This is a genomic window from Streptomyces coelicoflavus (genome assembly GCF_045041415.1).
GTDB classification, from domain to species: Bacteria; Actinomycetota; Actinomycetes; order Streptomycetales; family Streptomycetaceae; genus Streptomyces; species Streptomyces coelicoflavus.
Genome location: NZ_CP108218.1, coordinates 5,144,616 through 5,167,024, shown reverse-complemented (window position 1 = coordinate 5,167,024; position 22,409 = coordinate 5,144,616). Strand labels below are relative to the sequence as shown.

Annotated in this window: 16 protein-coding genes and 1 pseudogene; 9 read left to right on the top strand and 8 right to left on the bottom strand. The window is 72.4% G+C overall.

Going from position 1 to position 22,409, the window contains the following annotated elements; all coding sequences use genetic code 11:
* Position 1: 1 nt before the first annotated feature.
* From OHA99_RS22990 to ftsE, 3 genes are all read right to left on the bottom strand, one after another.
* Positions 2-1,201, bottom strand: coding sequence for a S41 family peptidase (locus OHA99_RS22990; protein WP_381499625.1), 1,200 nt, complete (start codon positions 1,199-1,201; stop codon positions 2-4).
* A 68-nt stretch (positions 1,202-1,269) separates the two neighbouring features.
* A complete protein-coding gene (ftsX, locus tag OHA99_RS22985; protein ID WP_007450177.1) occupies positions 1,270-2,187 on the bottom strand; it encodes a permease-like cell division protein FtsX in 918 nt (305 codons plus the stop codon).
* 42 nt (positions 2,188-2,229) lie between these two features.
* Positions 2,230-2,919 carry a cell division ATP-binding protein FtsE gene (ftsE, locus tag OHA99_RS22980; protein ID WP_003975843.1) on the bottom strand — a complete coding sequence of 230 codons (690 nt, stop codon included), beginning with the start codon at positions 2,917-2,919 and terminating at the stop codon, positions 2,230-2,232.
* 213 nt (positions 2,920-3,132) lie between these two features.
* Here ftsE and OHA99_RS22975 point away from each other — a divergent pair, with 213 nt between their 5' ends.
* Positions 3,133-3,327: a hypothetical protein gene (locus OHA99_RS22975; protein WP_153179602.1), complete on the top strand. Its 195-nt coding sequence runs from the start codon at positions 3,133-3,135 to the stop codon at positions 3,325-3,327.
* A gap of 136 nt (positions 3,328-3,463) precedes the next feature.
* Here the strand turns inward: OHA99_RS22975 and OHA99_RS22970 are convergent, their stop codons facing one another.
* The 4 genes from OHA99_RS22970 to OHA99_RS22955 all read right to left on the bottom strand — a co-directional run bounded on the left by OHA99_RS22970 (position 3,464) and on the right by OHA99_RS22955 (position 8,742).
* On the bottom strand, positions 3,464-4,192 hold the full coding sequence (locus OHA99_RS22970) for an LPXTG cell wall anchor domain-containing protein (RefSeq protein ID WP_405697571.1): 729 nt from the start codon (positions 4,190-4,192) through the stop codon (positions 3,464-3,466).
* Between the two features lie 326 nt (positions 4,193-4,518).
* Positions 4,519-5,625 (bottom strand): peptide chain release factor 2, encoded by a 1,107-nt coding sequence (gene prfB, locus OHA99_RS22965; protein WP_153179600.1) that lies wholly within the window; start codon positions 5,623-5,625, stop codon positions 4,519-4,521.
* Between the two features lie 76 nt (positions 5,626-5,701).
* Complete coding sequence (locus OHA99_RS22960; RefSeq protein ID WP_381499628.1) at positions 5,702-6,955, bottom strand: serine/threonine-protein kinase; 1,254 nt, start codon at positions 6,953-6,955, stop codon at positions 5,702-5,704.
* A gap of 128 nt (positions 6,956-7,083) precedes the next feature.
* On the bottom strand, positions 7,084-8,742 hold the full coding sequence (locus tag OHA99_RS22955) for a serine/threonine-protein kinase (protein WP_405697568.1): 1,659 nt from the start codon (positions 8,740-8,742) through the stop codon (positions 7,084-7,086).
* Positions 8,743-9,148: 406 nt separating this feature from the next.
* Between OHA99_RS22955 and OHA99_RS22950 the strand changes: the two genes are divergently transcribed.
* On the top strand, positions 9,149-12,907 hold the full coding sequence (locus tag OHA99_RS22950; RefSeq protein ID WP_405697565.1) for an FHA domain-containing protein: 3,759 nt from the start codon (positions 9,149-9,151) through the stop codon (positions 12,905-12,907).
* Between the two features lie 71 nt (positions 12,908-12,978).
* Here OHA99_RS22950 and OHA99_RS22945 read toward each other — a convergent pair whose 3' ends face one another.
* Positions 12,979-13,374 carry a VOC family protein gene (locus OHA99_RS22945; protein WP_153179596.1) on the bottom strand — a complete coding sequence of 132 codons (396 nt, stop codon included), beginning with the start codon at positions 13,372-13,374 and terminating at the stop codon, positions 12,979-12,981.
* An 89-nt stretch (positions 13,375-13,463) separates the two neighbouring features.
* Here OHA99_RS22945 and OHA99_RS22940 point away from each other — a divergent pair.
* The 7 genes and pseudogenes from OHA99_RS22940 to OHA99_RS22910 form a co-directional block, all read left to right on the top strand.
* A pseudogene (locus OHA99_RS22940) lies at positions 13,464-13,710 on the top strand (hypothetical protein); the annotation flags it as partial.
* Between the two features lie 141 nt (positions 13,711-13,851).
* A complete protein-coding gene (locus OHA99_RS22935; RefSeq protein WP_194280061.1) occupies positions 13,852-14,232 on the top strand; it encodes a hypothetical protein in 381 nt (126 codons plus the stop codon).
* Positions 14,233-14,479: 247 nt separating this feature from the next.
* Positions 14,480-15,703 carry an MFS transporter gene (locus tag OHA99_RS22930; protein ID WP_366473015.1) on the top strand — a complete coding sequence of 408 codons (1,224 nt, stop codon included), beginning with the start codon at positions 14,480-14,482 and terminating at the stop codon, positions 15,701-15,703.
* A 350-nt stretch (positions 15,704-16,053) separates the two neighbouring features.
* Positions 16,054-17,451: an ABC transporter substrate-binding protein gene (locus OHA99_RS22925; RefSeq protein ID WP_164384520.1), complete on the top strand. Its 1,398-nt coding sequence runs from the start codon at positions 16,054-16,056 to the stop codon at positions 17,449-17,451.
* Between the two features lie 4 nt (positions 17,452-17,455).
* Positions 17,456-18,811: a carbohydrate ABC transporter permease gene (locus OHA99_RS22920; protein ID WP_405697560.1), complete on the top strand. Its 1,356-nt coding sequence runs from the start codon at positions 17,456-17,458 to the stop codon at positions 18,809-18,811.
* 91 nt (positions 18,812-18,902) lie between these two features.
* Complete coding sequence (locus OHA99_RS22915; RefSeq protein ID WP_366473017.1) at positions 18,903-19,823, top strand: carbohydrate ABC transporter permease; 921 nt, start codon at positions 18,903-18,905, stop codon at positions 19,821-19,823.
* 166 nt (positions 19,824-19,989) lie between these two features.
* Positions 19,990-22,275, top strand: a complete 2,286-nt coding sequence (locus OHA99_RS22910) for a CDP-glycerol glycerophosphotransferase family protein (RefSeq protein ID WP_405697557.1) — start codon at positions 19,990-19,992, stop codon at positions 22,273-22,275.
* The last annotated feature ends 134 nt before the right edge of the window (positions 22,276-22,409 follow it).

Sequence of the window (22,409 nt, the reverse complement as noted above, 5' to 3'; positions counted from 1 at the left end):
ATTACGCGGGGTCGTCCGCCTCGCGTCCCAGTCCGCTCAGCACCGTCCGGGCCCGCTCCAGGGCGGCCGGGCCGGCCGGGTCGACCTCCAGGTCGGGCGTGATGCCCGTGCCGTCGACGCCGCGGCCCGAGGGGGTGCGGTAGTGGCCGACGGTCAGCTCGGCCACCGAGCCGCCGGGCAGCCGGCTCGGCATCTGCACCGAGCCCTTGCCGAAGGTGCGGGAGCCCAGGACGACCGCCCGGCCGCGGTCCTGGAGGGCCCCGGTGAGGAGCTCGGCCGCGCTCATCGTGCCGCCGTCGACGAGCGCGACCAGGGGTCTGGTGGTGTCGCCGCCGGCTTCGGCGTGCAGGGCCCGCTGCTCGCCCTCGACGTCGTACGTGGCGACCAGGCCGCCGTCGAGGAAGGCCGACGCGGCGGTGACGGCCTCGGCGACCAGTCCGCCGGAGTTGCCGCGCAGGTCGAGGACGAGACCGGCGCCGGACGGCACCCGTGCCGCGGCCTCGCGCACCTGCTCGCCGACGCCCTTGGTGAAGGAGGTGACCTTGAGGACGGTGAGGCCGTCGGCGAGCGTGCGGACGGTCACGGGGTCCGTGGACAGCCGGGCGCGTCGTACGGTCTCGGTCCACGCGCGCGTGCCGCGCTCCAGGCCGAGCCGGACGGCGGTGCCGGCGGGCTCGGCCTCGGCGTCGCCGCGCAGTATGGAGACGACCTCGGTGACCGGCCGCCCGTCGACCCGCTCGCCGTCGACGCTGCGCAGGCGGTCGCCCTCGCGGATCCCGGCGTCGGCGGCGGGCGAGCCGGAGCGCACCCCGGTCACCTCGATGCGGCCGTCCCGCTCGCGGCGCGCGGAGAGCCCGACGCCGGTGTACCGGCCGTCGAGGGCGTCCTCCAACTCCTCGTACTCGCCCTGGGAGTAGATGGCGCCCCAGCGGTCCCCGCTGCGGCTGACCGCGCGTTCGGCGGCCTCCACGGGGGACTTGCCGTCGGCCATGGCCTCGGCCGCCGCGCGGGCGACGTCGTCGTGCCGGGCCTGCTGACCGGCCGGGGCGGCCGAACGGGCCGCGCCGGGCTCGGACTTGCGGTCCGCGCCGGGCAGCGATCCGGTAGCGGCGCCCGCGACGAGCACGCTCGCGAACACCAAGGTCAGGGCGGCCCCGTGGCGTGCGCGGCGGGGCTGACAGAACAGGTCACGACCTGACATGCCGGTGAGTCTAGGACAACGCGAAGGGGCCGCACGGTCGCTTGACCGTGCGACCCCCTTGGTATGTGTCACACCTTCAGGTACTTGCGCAACGCGAAGAACGCGGCCAACGCGGGCATCAGCAGACTGGTGGCCAGGATCAGCGGCAGCTTGGTCAGGACGGCGTCCCAGCCGATGAAGTTGATCAGGTTCAGCTTCTCGGACAGGGCCAGTCCGTGGTCGATGATGAAGTACCTGGCGATCACCAGGAATCCGCAGGCGACACCACCGCCGATGAGCCCGGCGACCGCCGCCTCCATGATGAACGGCGCCTGGATGTAGAAGCCCGACGCACCCACGAGGCGCATGATGCCGGTCTCGCGGCGCCGGCTGAACGCCGAGACGCGCACGGTGTTGACGATCAGCATCAGGGCGACGACGAGCATGAGGGCCATCACCGCGCGGGCGGCCCAGTTCATGCCGTTGAGGAGACCGAAGAGGTTGTCCAGGATGCCCTTCTGGTCCTGCACGGACTGCACGCCCTCGCGCCCGTCGAAGGCGGTGGCGATGACCTGGTACTTCTCCGGGTCCTTCAGCTTGATCCGGTACGACTCCTGCATCTGGTCCGGCGTGAGGGAGCTGGCCAGCGGCGAGTCGCCGAACTGCTCCTTGTAGTGCTTGTACGCCTCGTCCTGCGACTCGTACGTCACCTTCTCGACGACGGTCATCTCGTCGAGGTCGGACATGATCTGCTTCTTCTGGTCCTCGGTCACCGCGCCCTTGGCGCAGTTGGGGTCGGACTCGGCGTCGCTCTTGTTGCAGAGGAATACCGAGACGTTGACCTTGTCGTACCAGTAGCCCTTCATGGTGGTGACCTGGTCGCTCATCAGCAGCGAACCGCCGAACAGGGCCAGGGACAGGGCGACCGAGACGATCACCGCGAAGGTCATCGTCAGATTGCGGCGAAGACCGACACCGATCTCCGAGACTACGAACTGGGCGCGCATGGCGTCTCGTTAAGCCTTTCGTTCCTCGTCGTCAGTGGCTCGTCAGTGCTGGTAGCCGTAGACACCGCGTGCCTGGTCCCGGACGAGGCGGCCCTTCTCCAGCTCGATGACGCGCTTGCGCATCTGGTCCACGATGTTCTGGTCGTGCGTGGCCATCACCACGGTGGTGCCCGTCCGGTTGATCCGGTCGAGCAGCTTCATGATGCCGACGGAGGTCTGCGGGTCGAGGTTGCCCGTGGGCTCGTCGGCGATCAGCAGCTTGGGCCGGTTGACGAAGGCGCGCGCGATGGCGACGCGCTGCTGCTCACCGCCGGACAGCTCGCCGGGCCTGCGGTCCTCCTTGCCGCCGAGTCCGACGAGGTCGAGGACCTGCGGCACGGACTTGCGGATCTCACCGCGGGACTTGCCGATGACCTCCTGGGCGAAGGCCACGTTCTCGCCGACCGTCTTGTTCGGCAGCAGGCGGAAGTCCTGGAAGACCGTCCCCAGCTGGCGCCGCATCTGCGGCACCTTCCAGTTGGACAGGCGGGCGAGGTCCTTGCCCAGCACGTGCACCTGGCCGTGGCTGCACCGCTCCTCGCGGAGGATCAGCCGCAGGAAGGTGGACTTTCCCGAGCCGGAGGATCCCACGAGGAAGACGAACTCGCCCTTCTCGACCTCCAGGGAGACATCCCTGAGGGCTGGGTGGCTCTGTTTGGGGTAGACCTTGGAGACGTTGTCGAATCGGATCACGGATGCACCACGGGTCGCCGGGGGTAGATGTGCGTGACCATACGCGAACCGGGGAGCCGACCGCAGTCACCGGTCGGGGTTGCGTATGGGTTGCGCGTTTTGTCCCCACGGGAGGGCGCGCAGGGCCCCACGGAACCTGGCACAGTGGAAGGGGAACGTTCGTACCGTCGCGGGCGTTGTTCCGGACAGAGCCGTGGCAAGGAGGGTGAGCGCATGACGTACGACCGGTTGGTGTGCGCGAACTGCGCTGCGCCCGTGAGTGAGGGCAGGTGCCCGGTGTGCCGGGCCAACCGCGAGCGGTTGCAGCAGGAGAACAACTTCTTCGCGGGACTGAACCCCACGGCGCTGATCGCTCTGCTGGCGGTGCTGGTCGCGGCGGTGGCCCTGCTGGCCCAGCAGGCCGCCTGACCCGCCGGTAGCGGCCCTCGGCGCCCCCAGGAGGCGGCCACGCGGGCCACGACACGGAAGACGCGGAAGGGGCCCGGAGCGGTGAAGCTCCGGGCCCCTTCGTCTGCGTGCGCGGTGCGTACGCGGACGGCTACCGTCAGGCAGCAGCGCCGCCGCGGCCGTTCATCAGACGGGGCAGGAAGCGGAAGCCGATGCCGCCGGCGATCATCGTCGCGGCGCCGACCAGCAGGAACGTGGTCTCCGCGGCACCGGTCTCGGCGAGCTCCTTGCCGTCACCCTGAGCGGCGTTGTTGGAGGAGGCCGGAGCCTGCTCGCCGGTGTCGGTCAGGGCCGAGGAGCCCTGGTCCTGGGTGACGTTGTCGTTGCCGCCGCCGTCGGGGGAGGTGTTGTCGCCGCCACCACCGTTGCCGCCGCCGTTGCCGTTGCCGTTGCCGTTGCCGTTGTCGCCACCGTTGCCGTTGTCGCCGCCGTTACCCGGGTCGGTCGGGTTCGTCGGGTCGGTGGTGCCCGGGTCGGTCGGGTCCGTGGGGTCGTCCGTCGGGTCCGTCGGGACGGTCGGGTCGTCCGTCGGGTCCGTGGGAACCGTGGGCTCGTCCGTCGGGTCCGTCGGAACGGTCGGGTCGTCCGTCGGGTCCGTGGGAACCGTGGGCCCGTCCGTCGGGTCGTTCGGGTCCGTCGGGATGGTGGGCGGGTCCGTGGGCTCGTCGTCGTCGCCGAGGCTCACACCCAGGCCGACACCGCTGGAGTCCGCGCTGACGCCGATCTCGAGCGCCGAGGCGGCGCCCGCGGCGGTCAGCGAGGCGCCGGCCGCGATCACTGCGCCGGCCGCGATGCGCGCGACACGGATGCGCGTCTTCTTCGTCATGTAGTTGCTACCCCCAGTAGCCGATTAGTCGGTGAGGCCGCACTCGGGGGCCGTGATCGACGGGGGGCGGCTGCATGTGTGCTCAAGCCCCCCGGTTCACATGCGCCCCAGAAATACGCATGCCGCGCCTCACCATTCCGAATGTTCAAAGCAACGTCAAGGCCATTGCGTACGCGATGTCCAGGTAAGGGACGTATGCCGGACACAAAGGGTGTGAGTGTGATGCAAAACCCAGACATCACCGGCGAACAGCGGGCAGACAAAAGGCAACTGCCGCCCGAAGAGCGGCAGTTGCCTTGTCGACAAAGCGGCGATTCCGATTGCCGCTACTTCTCCCGCTGCTTGCGCCAGCGAATGCCGGCCTCGAGGAAGCCGTCGATCTCACCGTTGAACACGGCCTCGGGGTTGCCCACTTCGTGCTCCGTGCGCAGGTCCTTGACCATCTGGTACGGGTGCAGCACGTACGAACGCATCTGGTTGCCCCAGGAGTTGCCCCCGTCGCCCTTGAGGGCGTCCATCTTGGCCTGCTCCTCCTGGCGGCGCCGCTCCAGGAGCTTGGCCTGGAGGACGTTCATGGCGGTGGCCTTGTTCTGGATCTGCGAGCGCTCGTTCTGACACGAGACGACGATGCCGGTGGGGATGTGGGTCAGGCGCACCGCCGAGTCGGTGGTGTTGACGCCCTGGCCGCCGGGGCCGGAGGACCGGTACACGTCCACGCGCAACTCGGACTCGTCGATCTCGATGTGGTCGGTCTGCTCGACCACGGGCAGGATCTCGACGCCCGCGAAGGAGGTCTGGCGGCGCCCCTGGTTGTCGAAGGGCGAGATGCGCACCAGCCGGTGGGTGCCCTGCTCGACGGAGAGGGTGCCGTAGGCGTACGGCGACTGCACGGCGAAGGTGGTCGACTTGATGCCGGCCTCTTCCGCGTACGACGTCTCGTAGATCTCGGTCTTGTAGCCGTGCTGCTCGGCCCAGCGCAGGTACATGCGCTGGAGCTTCTCGGCGAAGTCGGCGGCGTCCACGCCACCCGCCTCGGCGCGGATGTTGACGAGCGCCTCGCGCGCGTCGTACTCGCCCGAGAGCAGGGTGCGGACCTCCATCTCGTCCAGCGCCTTGCGGACGGCCGCGAGCTCGGACTCGGCCTCGGCACGGGTGTCCGGGTCGTCCTCCTCCTCGGCCATCTCGAAGAGCACGCCGAGATCGTCGATCCGGCCGCGCAGGGCCTCGGCCTTCCGCACCTCGGCCTGGAGGTGGGAGAGCTTGCTCGTGATCTTCTGCGCCGCCTCGGGGTCGTCCCACAGGGAGGGCGCGGCCGCCTGCTCCTCGAGCACGGCGATGTCTGCCCTCAACTTGTCGAGGTCCAGGACGGCCTCGATCGACTCCATGGTCGAGGAGAGGGACTTCAGCTCTTCGGATACATCGACGACTGCCACGCATCCAGCGTAACGGCTCCGTCCACCGGTCCACGCCGGGCGGGGGCGGGCGCGGACGCCGGCGGCGGTCCGGGGCTCAGGGAGCGGCCGGTGCCGAGTTCCGCGTGTCCTGGGGTCCGCCGCCCTCCTCGTCACCGCCCGTGGCCAGCCACGTACCGACGCCGATCGCCGCCATCAGGGCGACCGCGCCCGCGCTCACGGCGATCCGGCGCCGGCGCGCGGCGGCGCGGTTGCGGGCCGAGCCGGGGCGCGGGGCGCCCGACGCGCGCGGGGCGCGTGCGGTGCCGCGGGCCCCGCCGGCCAGCTCGTCCGGGGCGGGGACGCGCATCGAGGTGTGGGTGTCGCGGTTGGAGTCGGCCGGCTTGGCGCCCGGCACCAGGGGCACCGCTCCCCGGCGCCGGACGGGCTCCGCGGCGGACGCGGGGGCGGCCGGGGAAGCCGGGGACTCGTCGGGGCCGTCCTCCTGCTGCTCGGCGTCGGGCTCGTCGACGTCCAGCGGGCCCATGCCGGCGAGCATCGGCAGCAGCTCGCGCAGCCGGGCGCTCAGCTCGGAGGCGCGCAGCCGGGAGGCCGGGGCCTTGGCGAGACACTGGACGAGGAGTTGCCACAGCTCGTCGGGGATGCCGGGGAGCGGGACGACGGTCTCGGTCACGTGGCGGCGCAGCACCGCGCCGGGGTGGCCGCCGCCGAACGGCGTGAAGCCGGCCAGCAGCTCGTACAGCACCGTGGCGAGCGCGTAGATGTCGACCGCCGCGCGCGGGGGCAGGCCCTCGACGATCTCGGGGGCCAGGTAGTCGGGCGTGCCGATGATCTTCGTGGCGCGGGTGCGGCGCGGGGTGTCGATGAGTTTGGCCACCCCGAAGTCCGTCAGCAGCGCCGGGTGCGAGCCGCCGGGGCCGAGCGGGCCCTGCATGTCGAGCAGCACGTTCTCGGGCTTGACGTCGCGGTGCACGACCCCGGCGGCGTGCGCGGCGGCCAGTCCGTCGGCCACGTCGGCGACGACGGCCACCGCGGCCTCGGGCGACAGGCGCCGCTCCCGGTCGAGGCGGGTGCGCAGGTCGGTGCCGCGGACCAGGTCCATGACCAGCGCGAGGTCGTTGCCGTCGACCACCAGGTCGCGCACGGAGACGACGTGCGGGTGCTCCAGGCCGAGCAGGGCGGTGCGCTCCTGCACGAAGCGGGAGACGAGTTCCTGGTCGGACGCCAGATCCTCGCGCAGCAGCTTGATCGCGACGGGTCCGTCGGGACCCTCGCCCAGCCACACCGTGCCGGCGCTGCCCCGCCCGAGGATCTGGTGGGCGGTGTACCGGCTGCCGATCTTCCGTGCCAAGACTGCTCCTACCGACGCGTGTTGCGCCTAAAAGTACGCGCCCGAGGAGCCGGCCTTCACCGCGGAGGCGGAAATCACCCTCCGGATGTCGACAAGTCTCCAGACTCGGCCTGATCGACCGGCCCGGCTCAGCCTCCGGTGGAGCTTCCGCCGCTGGAGCCGCCCAGGTCCCCGATCCAGTCGGTCACGGTGGTGAACCAGTCGCTGAGCTGTGCCCAGTAGCCCTTGCCCGTGCCGATCCAGTCCTGGAGCGGGCTCAGCTCCCAGACGAGCCAGCCGGCCACGAAGAGGATGACGATCGTGACCAGGCACCCCTTGAGGCAGCCGAGGCCGGGGATGCGCATGGGGTTGGCGCTGCGCTGCCGCGGCGGCCTGGGCTCACGCCGGGGCTGCTGCGGTTCGGGCACGGGCGGCGGGGCGTACCGCTGCGGCTGGGGCCGTTGCGGCTGCAGCGGCTGGGGCTGCGGGGTGGCGTACCGCTGCGGCTGTTGCTGCTGCGGGTAGCCGTAGCCGGGCTGCTGGGGCGGCGGGCCCTGCGGGGCCTGCTGCGGCGGGCGGGAGACCTGCCGCTGGGGGCGGCGGCGCAGCGGGTCCTGGTTGGGGTCGAGGTACTGGACCTGCGTCTGCTCGTTGCGGTCGCGGGCGGCGCGCAGCTGGTTCTGCCAGGGGTGCGGGTCCTCGGGCCCGCCCTGCTCCGGGGCGCCCGGCCCGCCCGGCGGCACGGGCGGCATGACGGCGGTCGGGTCGGCGGCCCCGGTGTTCGGGAGTACGGCGGTGGGGTCGGCGGCGCCGGCCGGGCCTCCGGTGTGCGGCAGGACGCTGGTCGCGCCGTTCGGGTCGTAGCCGCCGTCGGGGGTGCCGGGGACCTGCGCGGGCGCCGGGTCGGGGGCGAGGAGCACGCCCACGCTCTCGGCGGCGCCGATCTGCGCGCTGTTCGCGTGCACGCCGATGCCCTCGGCGACGACGCGCAGGCCGCGGGCGAGGTTCTCGGCGCTGGGGCGCTCGTCCGGGTTCTTGCGCAGGCAGCGCTCGATGACCGTCCACAGCGGGTCGGGGACGGTGGAGGGGCGGCGCGGTTCGGCGCTCAGGTGCTGGTGCAGCACCTCGAGGGCGGAGCCGCCGCCGAACGGGGGACGGCCGGTGACCAGCTCGTACAGCAGGATGCCGGCGCCGTACACGTCGACCGCGGAGGTCTGCGGGCGGCCCTCGGCGGACTCCGGCGCGACATACGCGGGCGTGCCGACGAACTCGTGGGTGCGGGTGAGGCCGGGCGAGTCGGCGAGGCGGGCGATGCCGAAGTCGGTGAGCATCGGGTGCATCTCGCCGCCGGTCTGCTTCAGCAGGACGTTGGCCGGCTTCAGGTCGCGGTGGACGACGCCGTCGGCGTGGCTGGCGGACAGCGCGTCGGCGATCTGCGCGGTGAGCAGGGCCGCCGCAACCGGGGTGAGCGGCCCGTTTTCGCGCAGATAGCGGTGGAGGTCGGGGCCGTCGACGAGATCCATGACGAGGGCCAGCAGCTCGCCCTCGACGACCAGGTCGCGGACCCGGACGATGTTGGGGTGGGTGAGCCGGAGCAGGACGGAACGTTCGCGCAGGAAGCGCATCACGATGTCGGCGTCGCTCGCCAGCTCTTCCTTGAGGACCTTGATCGCGACGGTCTCGCCGGGCTGTCCGGCCACGGCCGCCTCGGCGCCCGCGGTCTCGCGCTGGCGGGCCCGCCAGACGGTGCCCGTGGCGCCGCGGCCGAGGGGCTCCTCGAGGAGGTACTTGCTGCCGACGGGCCGCACGTCATGCGCTCCTAGTTGCTTGCTGGCTGTTCGGACCCACTGTCGCAGAAGCGGTCGGTCGACGGCGGGTCCCAGGCGGACCCACTGTAATGCCGCCTCCGGACCATGTTCGAAGGAAAGACGCGCGACCCGGTCCCTTGGTTGCCGCTGCCCGTTCGTGACCGATCTCAAGCGGACGGCATTCGATCATCCGCAGGACACCCGTCAGGCATTTTTGGGGGCAGAGCCGACCAATCAAGATCATTTGGCGGCGGGGGGCGGGCGCGTTGTCAGTGGCAGGTGCGAGGATGCGTGCAGTACTGGCCGACGTGCTCGTGTGACGGTGGGGGAAGTCCGCGGTGGGGGACCGTGGTGGCGGCTTCCGTCCCGGCGTGCGTGCGCCCGCGCGAAGGGACCGCTTACGGCGATGCAGATCCGGCTGACCGTCGTAGACCCGCTGGGCCCGCATGCCTCGGCTGCCCCCGCCGCCCCGACCGCTCCGGCTGCCGGGGCCGCTTCGGTGGAGCGCCGCCCCGCCCGCTGTGACGTACTCGTCACCGCACCGGCCGGCACGGCCCTGGCCGCGGTCGCCTCCGCGCTGGCCGCCACGCTCCCCGGCGAGGGCGCGGGCTCCGGCCAGGTGGTGCTGTACGCGGGCGCGCAGCGCCTCGACGCCCAGCGCAGCACCCTGGGCGAGCCCCCGCTGATCGACGGTGCCGTGCTCTGCCTCGGCGCCCCGGGCGAGCCCGACCCGCACGCCGAGCCGGCGGACGTCCCGGCCCAGCTCCACGTGGTCGCGGGCCCCGACGCGGGCGGCGTCCACCTCCTGCACGGCGGCCAGATCCGGCTCGGCCGCTCCGCCGACGCCGACGTCGCGCTCGACGACCCGGACGTCTCCCGCATGCACTGCGCGGTCACCGTCGGTCCCGACGCCCGCGTCTCGGTCGCCGACCTCGGCTCCACCAACGGCACCACCCTGGACGGCGCCCGCGTGGGCGACCGTCCGGTTCGCTTCGCGCCGGGCGCGCTGCTGCGGATCGGCGAGTCGGCCCTGCGGCTCGTGCCGGTGCCGCCGGCGGCGCAGGTGCGGGTCGCGACGACGCCGGACGGGGAGGGACACGTACGGCTGTCCGGGTACCGGGCGCCCGCGTCGGGCGGCGAGGACGGTGACCCGGTGGCCCACACGCGCGTGGCCGACGGGGCGGAGGGCGACCCGCGCGGCTCCAATGCGGCGGGCGGCGCCGCACCCGGCCCCACGGCCCACGGCACCGGGGCGGACGGCACGGCCCGGCCCCGCGGACGTACGCACCACGCGTACGGCACGTCGGGGGACGGCGGGGGCGCGGCGCCCGTCGAGTCGCCGCAGGTCCCGGGCCAGGGCGGCGCACCCCGCATCGAGAGCCACGGCACCGGCCCCGTGGCGGGCCTGCCCCGGCAGTCCCCCGCGGGAGGCGAGACGCACGGCGGCACGGGAGGCCCGGGGGCGTATCCGGCCGGCGGACCGGGAGCGGGCGGGTACCGCGCTCCGGGCCCGCCCGACGAGGACGCGCACGGCACCGGACCGTCCACGCCGGGCGCGCACGGCACGAGCGCCCGCGGCAGAGGCGCGTACGACGCAGACGCGACCGGCGGGGACCCGTCGCGCACCGGCGGCCCCGGCGTGGACGCGTACGGCACGGGCGCGTACGACCCCGGCGCGACCGGCGCCGGCACCCTCGGCGCCGGCGCTTCCCGCACCGGGCGCAAAGGGACCCCCCTGCGCGGGACGGACGCGCCGCAGGAGGTGCGCCGGCGCGGCGGGATAGGTGCGTGGGCGCGGCGACTGACCGGCGGGCGCGGAGTCGCTCCGGAGACCGGCGCGTCCGACGCCCACGCGTACGACGACGTGGCGGCCGGACCGGCACCGGCGGCCCCGCCCGGCACCTCGCGCGCCCCGGAGACCTGGCCGGACCCCGCCGCACTGCTGCTGACGGCGCTGGGACCGGGGCCCCGGCTGTGGGAGCGCGGCCCGGCGCACCCGGAGGCGCTCACCGTGCGGCTCGGCACGGCCGACCGGATGGCGCCGGGCGGTGACGCCCCGCTGCCCGCCGTCCCGGTCACCGCCGACCTGCGCGAGGTCGGCGCGCTCGGCCTCGCCGGCCCGCGCGAGCGGCTCACCGGGCTGGCCCGCTCGGTGCTGGCCCAGCTCGCCGCGCTGCACTCGGCCGACGCCCTGGAGATCGTTCTGATCAGCGCGGACCGCTCCCGTCCGCTCGCCGAGCGGAACGCCGAGTGGTCCTGGCTCGGCTGGCTGCCGCAGGTGCGCCCGGGACACGGACAGGACTGCCGCCTGCTGCTCGCCCACGACCGCGAACAGGCCACGGCCCGCGCCCACGAACTCCTGCGCCGCCTGGACGACCACCTCGCGGACGAGGCCCGGTCCGGAGCACACCCCCCGCAAGCGGCCCCGGACCCGGCCGCCCCGGCCACGGGGACCGCCCGCCGGCAGCCCTCCTGGGCGCGCCCCGGCGAAGGGACCGGCCCGGCCGACGGCTTCTCCGGACCGTTCACCGTGGTCGTCGTGGACGGGGACCCCGGCGGCGCCGACCTGCGCGAGGCGGTGACGCGGCTGGCCCTGGAGGGCCCCCGGGCCGGGATCCACGTCGTGTGCCTCGCCGAGACCGCCCCCGCCTCCCCCACGTCCCCGGTGACGCGGACGTACGAGGCGGCCTGCGCCGTGGCGCCGGTGTTCCGGGAGTGCGGTGCCGTGGCGCTGCTCAGCGGCGACGTGGCGACGACCCTGCGGCTGCTGCGCGTCGCCCGCACGGGCACCGGCACCGGCACAGACACCGGCGCCGGCACCGGTCAGGAGGCGGGCGCCCCGTCCGCTCCCGCCGGCCCGGTCGGTCACGGCACCCTCGGCACGCTGGACGCCGTCTCCCTGCCCTGGGCGGAGCGCTTCGCACGCGCCCTGGCCCCGCTGCGCACCGACGTCTCCACCATCGGCGACGAGCACCACGCGCGCGTGTCCGCACCGCTCCCCCAGACGGCCCGGCTCCTGGACGAACTGGGCCTGGCCCGCGCCACCCCCGCCTCCCTGATGGCCCGCTGGGCCGCCGCGGCCGACGACACGGCGTCCCTCGGGGGACGCGCGCAGGCGGTGCTGGGCGCCGGTCCGCGCGGTCCCGTCCCGGCCGACCTGGTCGCCGAGGGACCGCACCTGCTGATCGAGGGCCCGCCCGGCAGCGGCCGCACCGAGCTGCTGCGGGCGCTGGTCGCCTCGCTCGCCTCGGCCGAACGCCCCGACCGGCTCGGCATCGTCCTCATGGACGGCCGGGACAGCGTGAGTTCCGGCGGCGCCCACGGCGAGGGCCTGCGCGTGTGCACGGACGTACCGCACGTCACCACCCACCTCACCGCCAACGACCCGGTGCGGATGCGGGAGTTCGCCCAGTCCCTGAGCGCCGAGCTGAAGCGGCGCGCCGAGCTGCTCGGGCGATCGGACTTCGCCGAGTGGCACACCGGGCGCGAGGTGTCCGGGCGGCTGGTCGCCCAGCGCACCCCGACGCCGCCCGGACCGGCACCGACCGCGGGCTCCGGCACCGGCACCGGCTCCGGGGACGTCGAGTCCCCGCCCAGCTCCACCCTCCGGCTGCGCCCGGCCGCGGCGCGCCGCCGGACGGGGCCCGTCCCACCGCTCCCCCGCCTGGTCGTGGTCGTCGACGACCTCGACGCCCTCGTCGCTCCCCCGCTCGGTTCCCCGGGGCGCCCCGCCGCGGGGTCGGTGATGCGGGCCCTGGAGGCCGTGGCGCGGGAGGGCGAGCGGCTCGGCGTCCACCTGGTGGCCGCCACCACCCCCGGCGGCCGCACGGAGAGCACGGAGCCCGCTCTGCGCGCGACCCTGCGCGTCACGTTGGACGCGCCCGTGCCGGGCCCGGACGAACCGACGCCCGGACGCGGCCGGCTGGCCCACCCCGACGGTCGCACCACCGTCTTCCAGGGCGGCCGGGTCACGGGCCGCATCCCGCGCACGGCGACCCTGCGCCCCACGGTCGTCCCCCTGGAGTGGCACCGCATGGGCGACCCTCCCACCCGCCGCCCCGTACGCGAACTGGGCAACGGCCCGACCGATCTGGCCCTGCTGGCCAGCGCCCTGGACCGAGCGGCCCGCGAGGTCTCGGCGGCGGAGGTGCCGTCGCTCCTCTGACCCGCGTCCGGTCTCGGCGCGGGTCCCGCGAGGGACGGGGCGGACAGGCGCTGTGGGCGTCCGCTCGCGGCCTAGTTCCGCGGTGCCAGGGTGCGCAGGACGCAGAACTCGTTGCCCTCGGGGTCTGCCATGACCACCCAGTTCCGTTCCGTCCCCTGGCCCACGTCCGTCTTGGTGGCGCCGAGGCCGAGCAATCTGTTGACCTCGCCCTCGGTACTGCCGTCGATCGGACTGACGTCGAGGTGAAGCCGGTTCTTCACGGTCTTTCCCTCGGGCACCTGGATGAACAGCAGGGTGGGCGGCATCTGGCGGGCCCGGACATCCTCGACGGTCGGCACCCAGGAGCCGATCTCGACCTTGCCCTCGCTCCGGTCGATCACCTCGAAGCCCAGGACCTCGCACCAGAAGGCGGCGAGCCTCTCCGGGTCGTGGCAGTCAACGGCCAGCTCGGTGAACCTACTTGTCACGACTCTCCCAGACGGTGCGGACGAGGCTCGGACTATGGGCTGTGCCGCCCTCCGACAGATCCCGCCCCGGATGGAAAACGGAGGAACCAGTGACATACCCGCCGCCACTCACCCCCGAGGAGAAACTCGCCGACGCGAAGAAGCAGTTGAGCCTCCCCTGCATCGTCGTGATCTGCGGCTCCACCCGTTTCAGCGGCCGAGGCGCTGAAGGCTCGGCTCGGCGATCTGCACCGATCGAGGATCAGGCTCGCTGACGAGGTGCTCGTGGTCGGCGCCTGCAACGGGGACAGCACCCGAGCCGAGATCACCTACGCCCGGTCGCCGGGCAAGCCCGTCATGACTGCCGCGAGCCCGAGGAAGGCGAGGAAGTGGCTGCCCTTGCGTTCGTGGCGGACGCCATGCGCACCCGCTGGTCAGCACGTGCACGACGGCCGGTGGAGCGTTGGGCGGGTTGCCCCGCCACCTCAGATTGGGCGCATGGCACCTCTTTCCATCAACCCGCGCTCGTTGGACGCCGACGAGCGCGCAGTGCTTGAACACATCCTGTCGGCGGAGTTCGTGGGCGCGTCGCAACTGCGGAGTCAGCTGGACCGCACCGAGGTGACCGCCGTCTGGGGGCCCGACTCCGTGAGCGTCGATCTGCGGGTCCGGGAGCCGTGCGAGCATGCGGCACTGGCGACAGCGCTCGTGCCCGTCGACGCGCACGTCCATGACCTGTCCGGCGCCTACGTCGGCGAGATCCTCGTTTGGACGGACCGGGGAGCCACGCTCGCAGCCCTGGAGTTCGCCCGGGTCACCGACGAGATGCCCACGTCCCTCCCGGCCGTCGTGGACGGCCGCCTCAGCTGCCCGGCCTGACAGGCCGTCCGTCCGCACTCCGAGCGCCTACGGCCGCGCAGCGGACAAGATCGCAGGGCTATTCGGCAACTCCATCGCGTGATTGGCGCATGTCTACGACAACGCAGACGACCGTCCGAATCGAGAACGCCGATACCGTCGGATGCGGAAGTCGTGGTTGACGTCGCGAAACTGCCAGAAGGCGGCTCCTGTTCCTGCTGAAATAGTGCTCACATTTCATGTGATGCCCAACACAGGGACGGGATTCATGCCCGCAGCAACCACCACTTCCATCGACTCGCCTTCATTGCCGGCTCGATCACGATTGGCGTCGTGGCTGGCGGTGATTTCAGTCATGTTGGGGATCTTTTCGATCGTCACCACCGAGATCCTGCCGATCGGCCTTTTGACCTCGATTGGCTCGAGTTTCACCATCTCCGACGGAATGGCTGGTCTGATGATGACCATGCCTGGTTTTCTGGCCGCAGTCTCGGCGCCCGTGGTAACTGTCGCCACCGGGCGCATCGACCGCCGGCTCATGCTGGGTACGTTTATTCTGTTGCTGGCATTGGCGAATTTCCTGGCCGCGGTTGCGCCGAGCTACTGGCTGGTCCTGGGCTCACGTGTATTGGTCGGGATCACCATCGGTGGTTTCTGGTCCATCGGAGCGGGGATGGCCAGCCGACTGGTTCCCGCCGAATCGGTGGGCCGGGCAACCGCCGTCATCTTCTCCGCGGTGCCCCTCGGGTCCGTGCTCGGAGTCCCGCTGGGTACGTTCATCGGAGACATTGCGGGGTGGCGTACCGCGTTTCTTGTCATGGGGATTCTGACCCTCTGCGTCTTCTCCATGTTGCTCCTGGTGGTCCCGCCGCAACCGGCCGATGAGCCGACTCGTCCGAGCACGCTCACGGGCATGCTCAGGAGTGTCCATACTCGGTTTGCCTTGGTGATGACGTTCCTTGTGGTACTTGCCCACTTCGGCGCCTACACCTATGTCACTCCGTTCCTGGAGCAGGTGACTCATGTGAGCGCCGGGCTCATCACGGTCTATCTGCTCGTGTACGGAACTGCAGGAATTGCCGGGAACTTCCTGGGCGGATCGGCTGTGGCGCGGTATCCGATCGGCACCTTCGCAGCCGCCGCCCTGATGATCGCCGGCGCGACTGTGCTGCTCCCGGTGCTCGGCAAGGATGCTCTCGGCGCCGTGGCCCTCCTGGTTTTGTGGGGCGTTGCCTACGGTGCCGTGCCTGTCTGCTCGCAGACCTGGTTCGCCAAGGCCTCACCCGATTCGCCCGAAGCCTCTTCCGTGCTCTTCACCGCCTCGTTCCAGGCCACCATTTCCATCGGGGCGCTGGTCGGAGGCGTCGTGGTCGACCACTCCTCCCCATCCACGGTCATGACGCTCGCCGGCACAACCGCTGCCCTGATGGTGCTGGTCGCCTGCTCCCACCGCGCCCGGAAGATCCCGTGGCCTGACCCGGCCAAGCCGTAAACAGCCGCATCTCAACCGATCTTGGAAGGTGCGGGTCGAACAGGGTTACTGGTCGGGTGATCTCCTGGCGGTGCGTGCATGAAGGCAGGGCCTCTTGGTAGCTCGGAGGTACGACCCCCATCCAAGCCACTCCAGGAGGCCGACCAATTCGCCACGATGCGGAAGGACCTGACGCCGTACCCGCCCCCGCGCCGCCCGCACCCACACTGGGCTCCTGATCACGGTCACGACGCGGTCACGAAACCCCGGTTGACCGCGGACGCGCCCTTGCCGCCCTCACCCCCCTGGCGTACACCAGAGCGCACGGGACAGCGCCGAGCGTTCGACGATGAACGAAGAACGGGGCAGTGATGCGCATGAGCAGCACCATCCGGACAGGCAGAACCGTCAAGAGGACCACCCGCGCCGCCGCCACCCTCGCCGTGGCAGCGCTCGCGCTCTCGCTCACCGCGTGCGGCGGCGACGACGACAACGGCGGCGGTGACAGCGGCGACAAGGGCGGCGGCACCGAGGCACCCGCCTCCTCCGTCACCCTGCCGAAGCTGGACGGCGAGAGCCTGGAGGTCGCCGCCGTCTGGACCGGCACCGAGCAGGAGAACTTCAAGAAGGTCCTCGCCGAGTTCGAGAAGCGCACCGGCGCCAAGGTGACCTTCGTGCCCGCCCAGGACCCGATCATCAACTTCCTCGGCTCGAAGATCGCGGGCGGCGCCCCGCCGGACGTGGCGATGCTCCCGCAGCCCGGCGCCATCAAGCAGGCCGTCGAGAAGGGCTGGGCCAAGCCGCTGGGCGCCGAGGCGGCCAAGGAGCTGGGCGAGAACTACTCGCAGGGCTGGCAGGACATCGGCAAGGTCGACGGCAAGCAGTACGGCGTGTACTACAAGGCCGCCAACAAGTCGCTGATCTGGTACAACGCCCAGGTCTTCGAGAACGCCGGCGCCGCCGAGCCCAAGACCTGGGACGAGCTGCTCAACACGGCCCAGATGATCTACGACTCGGGCGTCACCCCGTTCTCCGTGGGCGGCGCGGACGGCTGGACGCTCACCGACTGGTTCGAGAACGTCTACCTCTCGCAGGCGGGCCCCGAGAAGTACGACCAACTCGCGAAGCACGAGATCAAGTGGACGGACCCGTCCGTGAAGGAGGCCCTCACCACGCTCGCGGAGATCTGGGGCAAGAAGGACTTCGTCGCGGGCGGCGCGTCCGGCGCGCTCCAGACGGAGTTCCCGGCGTCCGTGACGCAGACCTTCACCGGCGGCGACCAGCCCAAGGCGGGCATGGTCTACGAGGGCGACTTCGTGCAGGTCAACATCGGTGAGACGAAGGCGAAGGTCGGCACGGACGCGAAGGTGTTCCCGTTCCCGGCCGTGGGCGACACCGCGCCGGTCGTGTCCGGCGGCGACGCGGCCGTGGTCTTCAAGGACTCCAAGGCGTCCCAGGCGCTGGCCACCTGGCTGGCCTCGCCCGACGCGGCGGCGATCCAGGCGAAGCTCGGCGGGTTCCTCTCGCCCAACAAGAGCGTCGACGCGTCGGTGTACCCGAACGACGTGCAGAAGAAGATCGCCGAGGCGCTGGTCGCGGCCGGTGACGACTTCCGCTTCGACATGTCGGACCAGGCCCCGCAGGCCTTCGGCGGCACCCCCGGCAAGGGCGAGTGGAAGACGTTGCAGGACTTCCTGAAGAACCCGAAGGACGTCGCGGGCGCCCAGGCGAAGCTGGAGGCGGACGCGGCCGCCGCCTACGGAGACTGACGCGATGACGTCGGCCACGGCGGCGGGAGCCTCACGGGGCCCCGCCGCCCCCAAGTCACCCAAGTCGCGCAGGAGCGTGACCGGCACCCGGAAGTCCGTGGTGGTGCTGTTCCTGCTGCCCGCCCTGGTGCTGCTCGGCGCGCTCGTGGTCTACCCGATCGGGTACTCGCTGATCCGCAGCTTCTACGACCAGTCCGGCGACTCCTTCGCCGGGTTCGACAACTACGAGACCCTCTTCACCGACGACGGCATCCGCACCGCCCTGAAGAACAACGTCATCTGGGTGGTGTTCGCGCCGACGGTCGCCACCGCGCTCGGCCTGATCTTCGCCGTGCTGACCGAACGCATCCGCTGGGGCACGGCGTTCAAGCTGGTCGTCTTCATGCCGATGGCGATCTCGATGCTCGCGGCGGGCATCATCTTCCGCCTGGTGTACGACCAGGACCCGGACAAGGGCGTCGCCAACGCGGTGTGGGTCGGGGTGCACGACACGTTCGCCGAGTCGTCCGCGTTCCCGAAGGCGCACCCGGGGCGTGACTCGCCGCTGAAACCGGCCGGCGGCGGCGCGTTCATCACCAAGCAGCCGGTGGACGCGGGCACCCCCGTCGTCCTGCCGCTCGTGGGCGTCGCCCCCGACCTGATGCCCGACGCCGCGAAGAACGCCGCGGCCGCCGAGCCCGAGGACGGCAAGGTCACCGGCACCACCTGGCAGGACTTCACCCGCGGCAAGGGCGTCGGCAAGCTCGGCGGCGTCGACGCGGCCGAGCTGGGCTATGCCGGGATGAAGATCGAGGCGGTCAAGGACGGCGAGGTCGTGGCGACGACCACGGCGGCCGGGGACGGCACCTTCACGCTGCCCGCGGCGGCCGACGGGGCGCTGCTCAGACTGCCCGCCGACAACTTCAAGGAGCCGTACAACGGCCTGAACTGGCTCGGCCCGTCCCTCGTCACCCCGGCGATCATCGGATCGTACGTGTGGATGTGGGCGGGCTTCGCGATGGTGCTGATCGCGGCGGGGCTGGCCGGCATGCCCCGGGAGCTCCTGGAGGCCGCCCGGGTGGACGGCGCCAACGAGTGGCAGGTCTTCAGACGGGTCACGGTGCCGCTGCTCGCGCCGGTCCTCGCGGTCGTCGTCGTCACCCTGATGATCAACGTGCTGAAGGTCTTCGACCTGGTCTTCATCATCGCCCCGGGCTCCTCCCAGGACGACGCGAACGTGCTCGCCCTGGAGCTGTACCGCAAGGGCTTCGCCTCGGACCAGCCGGGCGTCGCCAGCGCCATCGCGGTGTTCCTGCTGCTCCTGGTCATCCCGGTGATGTGGTTCAACGTACGGCGACTTCGGCGGGAGGTGCGGCGATGAAGTCGCGTCCGCGGTGGGACGGCTGGGGGTCCGGGGGTTATCCCCCGGGATGGCGCAGTAACGTACGGCGACTTCGGCGGGAGGTGCGGCGATGACCGCGGACGCGGGTTCCCTCACCCCGGCCGGCCCGACGGCGGCACCCGGGACGACCGTCAAGGCGAAGCAGTCCCTCGGGTCCCGGCTCGCCGAGGCCGTCGGCGGCGGGCTCGTCCGGGTGTTCCTGATCGTGGTGGGGCTGTTCTGGCTGGTCCCGACGATCGGACTGCTGCTGTCCTCGCTGCGCACGCCCCAGGACATGGCGGCGAGCGGCTGGTGGAAGGTCTTCACCGAGCCGTCCCGGCTGACCTTCCAGAGCTACGAGGAGCTGCTGGAGAACGGCGACATCACCTCGTCCCTCCTCAACACCGCGCTGATCACCGTCCCCGCGACCGTCCTGGTCGTGGTCATCGGGGCGCTGGCCGGGTACGCCTTCGCGTGGATGGACTTCCCGGGCCGCGACTGGTGGTTCCTGGCCGTGGTCGGCCTGCTCGTCGTGCCCGTGCAGGTCGCCCTCATCCCGATCGCCGAACTCTTCGGCAAGATCGGCCTGTTCGGTTCGATCCTCGGCGTGATCCTCTTCCACGTCGGTTTCGGCCTGCCCTTCGCGGTGTTCCTGCTGCGGAACTTCTTCGCGGAGATCCCGAGGGAGCTGCTGGAGGCGGCCCGCCTGGACGGCGCGGGCGAACTGCGGCTGTTCGCACGGGTGGTGATGCCGCTCGGCGGGCCCGCGATCGCGAGCCTCGGCATCTTCCAGTTCCTGTGGGTGTGGAACGACATGCTGGTCGCGCTGATCTTCTCGGACTCCGGGAGCCAGCCGATCACGGTCGCGCTTCAGACGCAGGTACGGCAGTTCGGCAACAACATCGACGTGCTGGCACCGGGCGCGTTCATCTCCATGGTGATCCCGCTGGCCGTGTTCTTCGCGTTCCAGCGGCAGTTCGTCTCCGGCGTCATGGCGGGCGCCGTCAAGTAGCGCCGCGGAGAACCACCCTTGAGGGGGCGGGCCGGTCTCCGGTCCGCCCCCTCATCCGTACGGGCACCACGTCCCCCGATTGCCGCAGGGGCCGTAACCAAGTCGTTCCGGCGGCCGTTGCCGGGCAGTACGCCCGCGCCGATCCCGCCGACCCATGGATGTCCCCGTGCCCCGGTTCAGTGTCATCGTTCCCGCGTACCAGGTGCAGGCGTATCTGCACGCGTGCCTGGAGTCGGTGCTGGCCCAGTCGTACCCGGACTTCGAGGTGATCGTGGTCGACGACTGCTCGCCGGACGCCTGCGGGGCGATCGCCGACGAGTTCGCGGCCCTGGACCCGCGCGTCCGCGTCGTCCGCCTGCCGCGCAACGAGGGCCTGGGTCCCGCCCGCAACGCCGGGCTGGAACGCGCGCGCGGCGACTACCTGGTCTTCCTCGACGGCGACGACACCCTCACCCCGCACGCGCTGCGGAGCATCGCCGACCGGATCAAGGAGACCGGCGAGCCGGACGTCCTGGTCTACGACTACGCGCGCACGTACTGGACCGGCGAGACGGTCCGCAACCAGGCCGCCGCGCACCTCACCGAGCAGGGCCCGGCGCCGTTCCGGCTCACCGACCGGCCGGGACTGCTGAAGGTGCTGATGGTGGCCTGGAACAAGGCGGTGCGGCGGGAGTTCGCCGAGCGCGAGGGCCTCGCCTTCCCGCCGGGCTACTACGAGGACACCCCGTGGACGTACCCGGTCCTGCTGACGGCGGGGTCCGTCGCCACCCTGGACCGGGTCTGCGTGCACTACCGGCAGCGCCGCCGGGGCAGCATCCTGGGCACGCCGAGCGAGCGGCACCTGGACGTGTTCACGCAGTACGACCGCGTCTTCGCGTTCCTGGACGCGCGCGGGGAGACGCACCCGGAGTCGCGCGAGGAACTGGCCCGCTGGCGGCCGCTCCTGTACCGCCGCATGGCCGACCACCTGACGACGGTGTACACCCGCCCCGACCGCCTCCCGCGCTCCCTGCGCGCCGAGTTCCTGCGCCGGGCCCGCGTCCACTGCCGCCGCTACCGGGTCCCCGGCGCCCGGGCCCCGCTGCCCGTCCGCCTCCGCCACGCCCTGCTCCGTCTGGGCCTGCGCCGCATCTACGGAGCCCTGCGGCTCGCCTCGGCCCTGCGCCGCCGTACGGCGAAGGGCACGGGCACGCTCCTGCGCACCGCCCGCTCCCTCGCCCTCCGCCTGCACTACCGCGTCCAGCGCTGCCTCCCGCTCCGCGCCGACCGTGCCGTCTTCGCCGTCGAGGGCCACCGGGGGTACGGCCGCGACCCGGGCGCGCTGGAGGAGGCGTTCCGCCGTCTCGCGCCGCACGTGCGCACGGCGTGGGCCGCCGACCCCGTGCACCACCACACCGTCCCGCCCGGCACCCGCCGCCTGGCCCCCGGCACGGCCGCCCACGGGACGGCCCTGGCCCGTTCCCGCTACCTGGTGTGCGACGCGGCCTTCGGCCCGGACCTGGTCCGGCGCCGGGGCCAGGTCCTGGTGCAGACGCAGGCCGGGACGCCCCTCAAGCACATGGGCCTGGACCTCCAGGAACGCCCGGGCGCCGCCCGCGGGACCGACTTCGCCGGGCTGCTGCGCGAGGTCGACACCTGGGACTACGTGGTCTCCGCCAACCGCCACTCCACCCTGACCTGGGAACGCGTCCACCCCGGCGGCTGGAGCACCCTGGAGTACGGGCAGCCGCGCACCGACGTCCTCCAGCGGGCGACGGCGGCGGACGTGGCCCGGCTGCGCGAGACCCTGGGCATCCCCGAGGGCACGGTGGCGATCCTGTACGCGCCCACCCACCGCGACTACCGGCGCACCCAGCGCTCCGCCCTGGACCTGGAGCGCGTCGTGCGCCGGCTCGGCCCGCGCTTCATGGTGCTGGCCCGCGCCCACCCCGCCCATGGCGGCCCGCTCACCGCCTCCGGCGGGCGGGTGCTCGACGTCAGCGACCACCCGCACGTGGAGTCGCTCTGCCTGGCCTCGGACGCCCTGGTCACCGACTACTCGTCCCTGATGTTCGACTGTGCGGGACTGGACCGCCCGATCGTGCTCCACGCCGACGAGCCGGAGGCGTACGAGGCGGTCCGCGGCACCTACGTCGACCTGCGTTCCTTCCCGCCGGGCGCGATCGCGCGGGACGAGGACGAGCTGATCGGCGTCTTCGCGAGCGGCGACTGGCACGGCGCCCGGGCCGCGCGGCTGCGGGCCGCCTTCCGCGAGCGGTTCTGCCCGTACGACGACGGCCGCGCCGCCGACCGCGTCGTACGCCGTGTCGTGCTGGGCGAGACGGGCCTGCCGCCGGTCGTGCCGCTCGCCGGGCGCCGCCCCGCGCCCTCGGCCGCGGCCGCCGTCGCCCGCGCCCCGCTGGCGACGGTGCCGCAACCCGCGGGGCCCCGCACCGTCACCGACAGCCTCTGACCACCGTTTGCCCCACGGGAGTTCCCATGTCCCGCAGTTCGTCGTCGCGGCCCACTCCGACCCGGCCGCCCACGTGGCGGCCGACGGGACGGCCGGGCCGTCACCACGACCTGTAGGGCGCACGAGCGAAGGAA

What these genes read in the sequence shown, in the direction of transcription:
- OHA99_RS22930 (WP_366473015.1), top strand. Translation starts at nt 14,480, where the DNA reads ATGCCCGCAGCAACCACCACTTCCATCGACTCGCCTTCATTGCCGGCT.
- OHA99_RS22970 (WP_405697571.1), bottom strand. Translation starts at nt 4,192, where the DNA reads ATGACGAAGAAGACGCGCATCCGTGTCGCGCGCATCGCGGCCGGCGCA.
- OHA99_RS22975 (WP_153179602.1), top strand. Translation starts at nt 3,133, where the DNA reads ATGACGTACGACCGGTTGGTGTGCGCGAACTGCGCTGCGCCCGTGAGT.
- OHA99_RS22950 (WP_405697565.1), top strand. Translation starts at nt 9,149, where the DNA reads ATGCAGATCCGGCTGACCGTCGTAGACCCGCTGGGCCCGCATGCCTCG.
- OHA99_RS22935 (WP_194280061.1), top strand. Translation starts at nt 13,852, where the DNA reads ATGGCACCTCTTTCCATCAACCCGCGCTCGTTGGACGCCGACGAGCGC.
- ftsX (WP_007450177.1), bottom strand. Translation starts at nt 2,187, where the DNA reads ATGCGCGCCCAGTTCGTAGTCTCGGAGATCGGTGTCGGTCTTCGCCGC.
- OHA99_RS22915 (WP_366473017.1), top strand. Translation starts at nt 18,903, where the DNA reads ATGACCGCGGACGCGGGTTCCCTCACCCCGGCCGGCCCGACGGCGGCA.
- OHA99_RS22990 (WP_381499625.1), bottom strand. Translation starts at nt 1,201, where the DNA reads ATGTCAGGTCGTGACCTGTTCTGTCAGCCCCGCCGCGCACGCCACGGG.
- OHA99_RS22920 (WP_405697560.1), top strand. Translation starts at nt 17,456, where the DNA reads ATGACGTCGGCCACGGCGGCGGGAGCCTCACGGGGCCCCGCCGCCCCC.
- OHA99_RS22925 (WP_164384520.1), top strand. Translation starts at nt 16,054, where the DNA reads ATGCGCATGAGCAGCACCATCCGGACAGGCAGAACCGTCAAGAGGACC.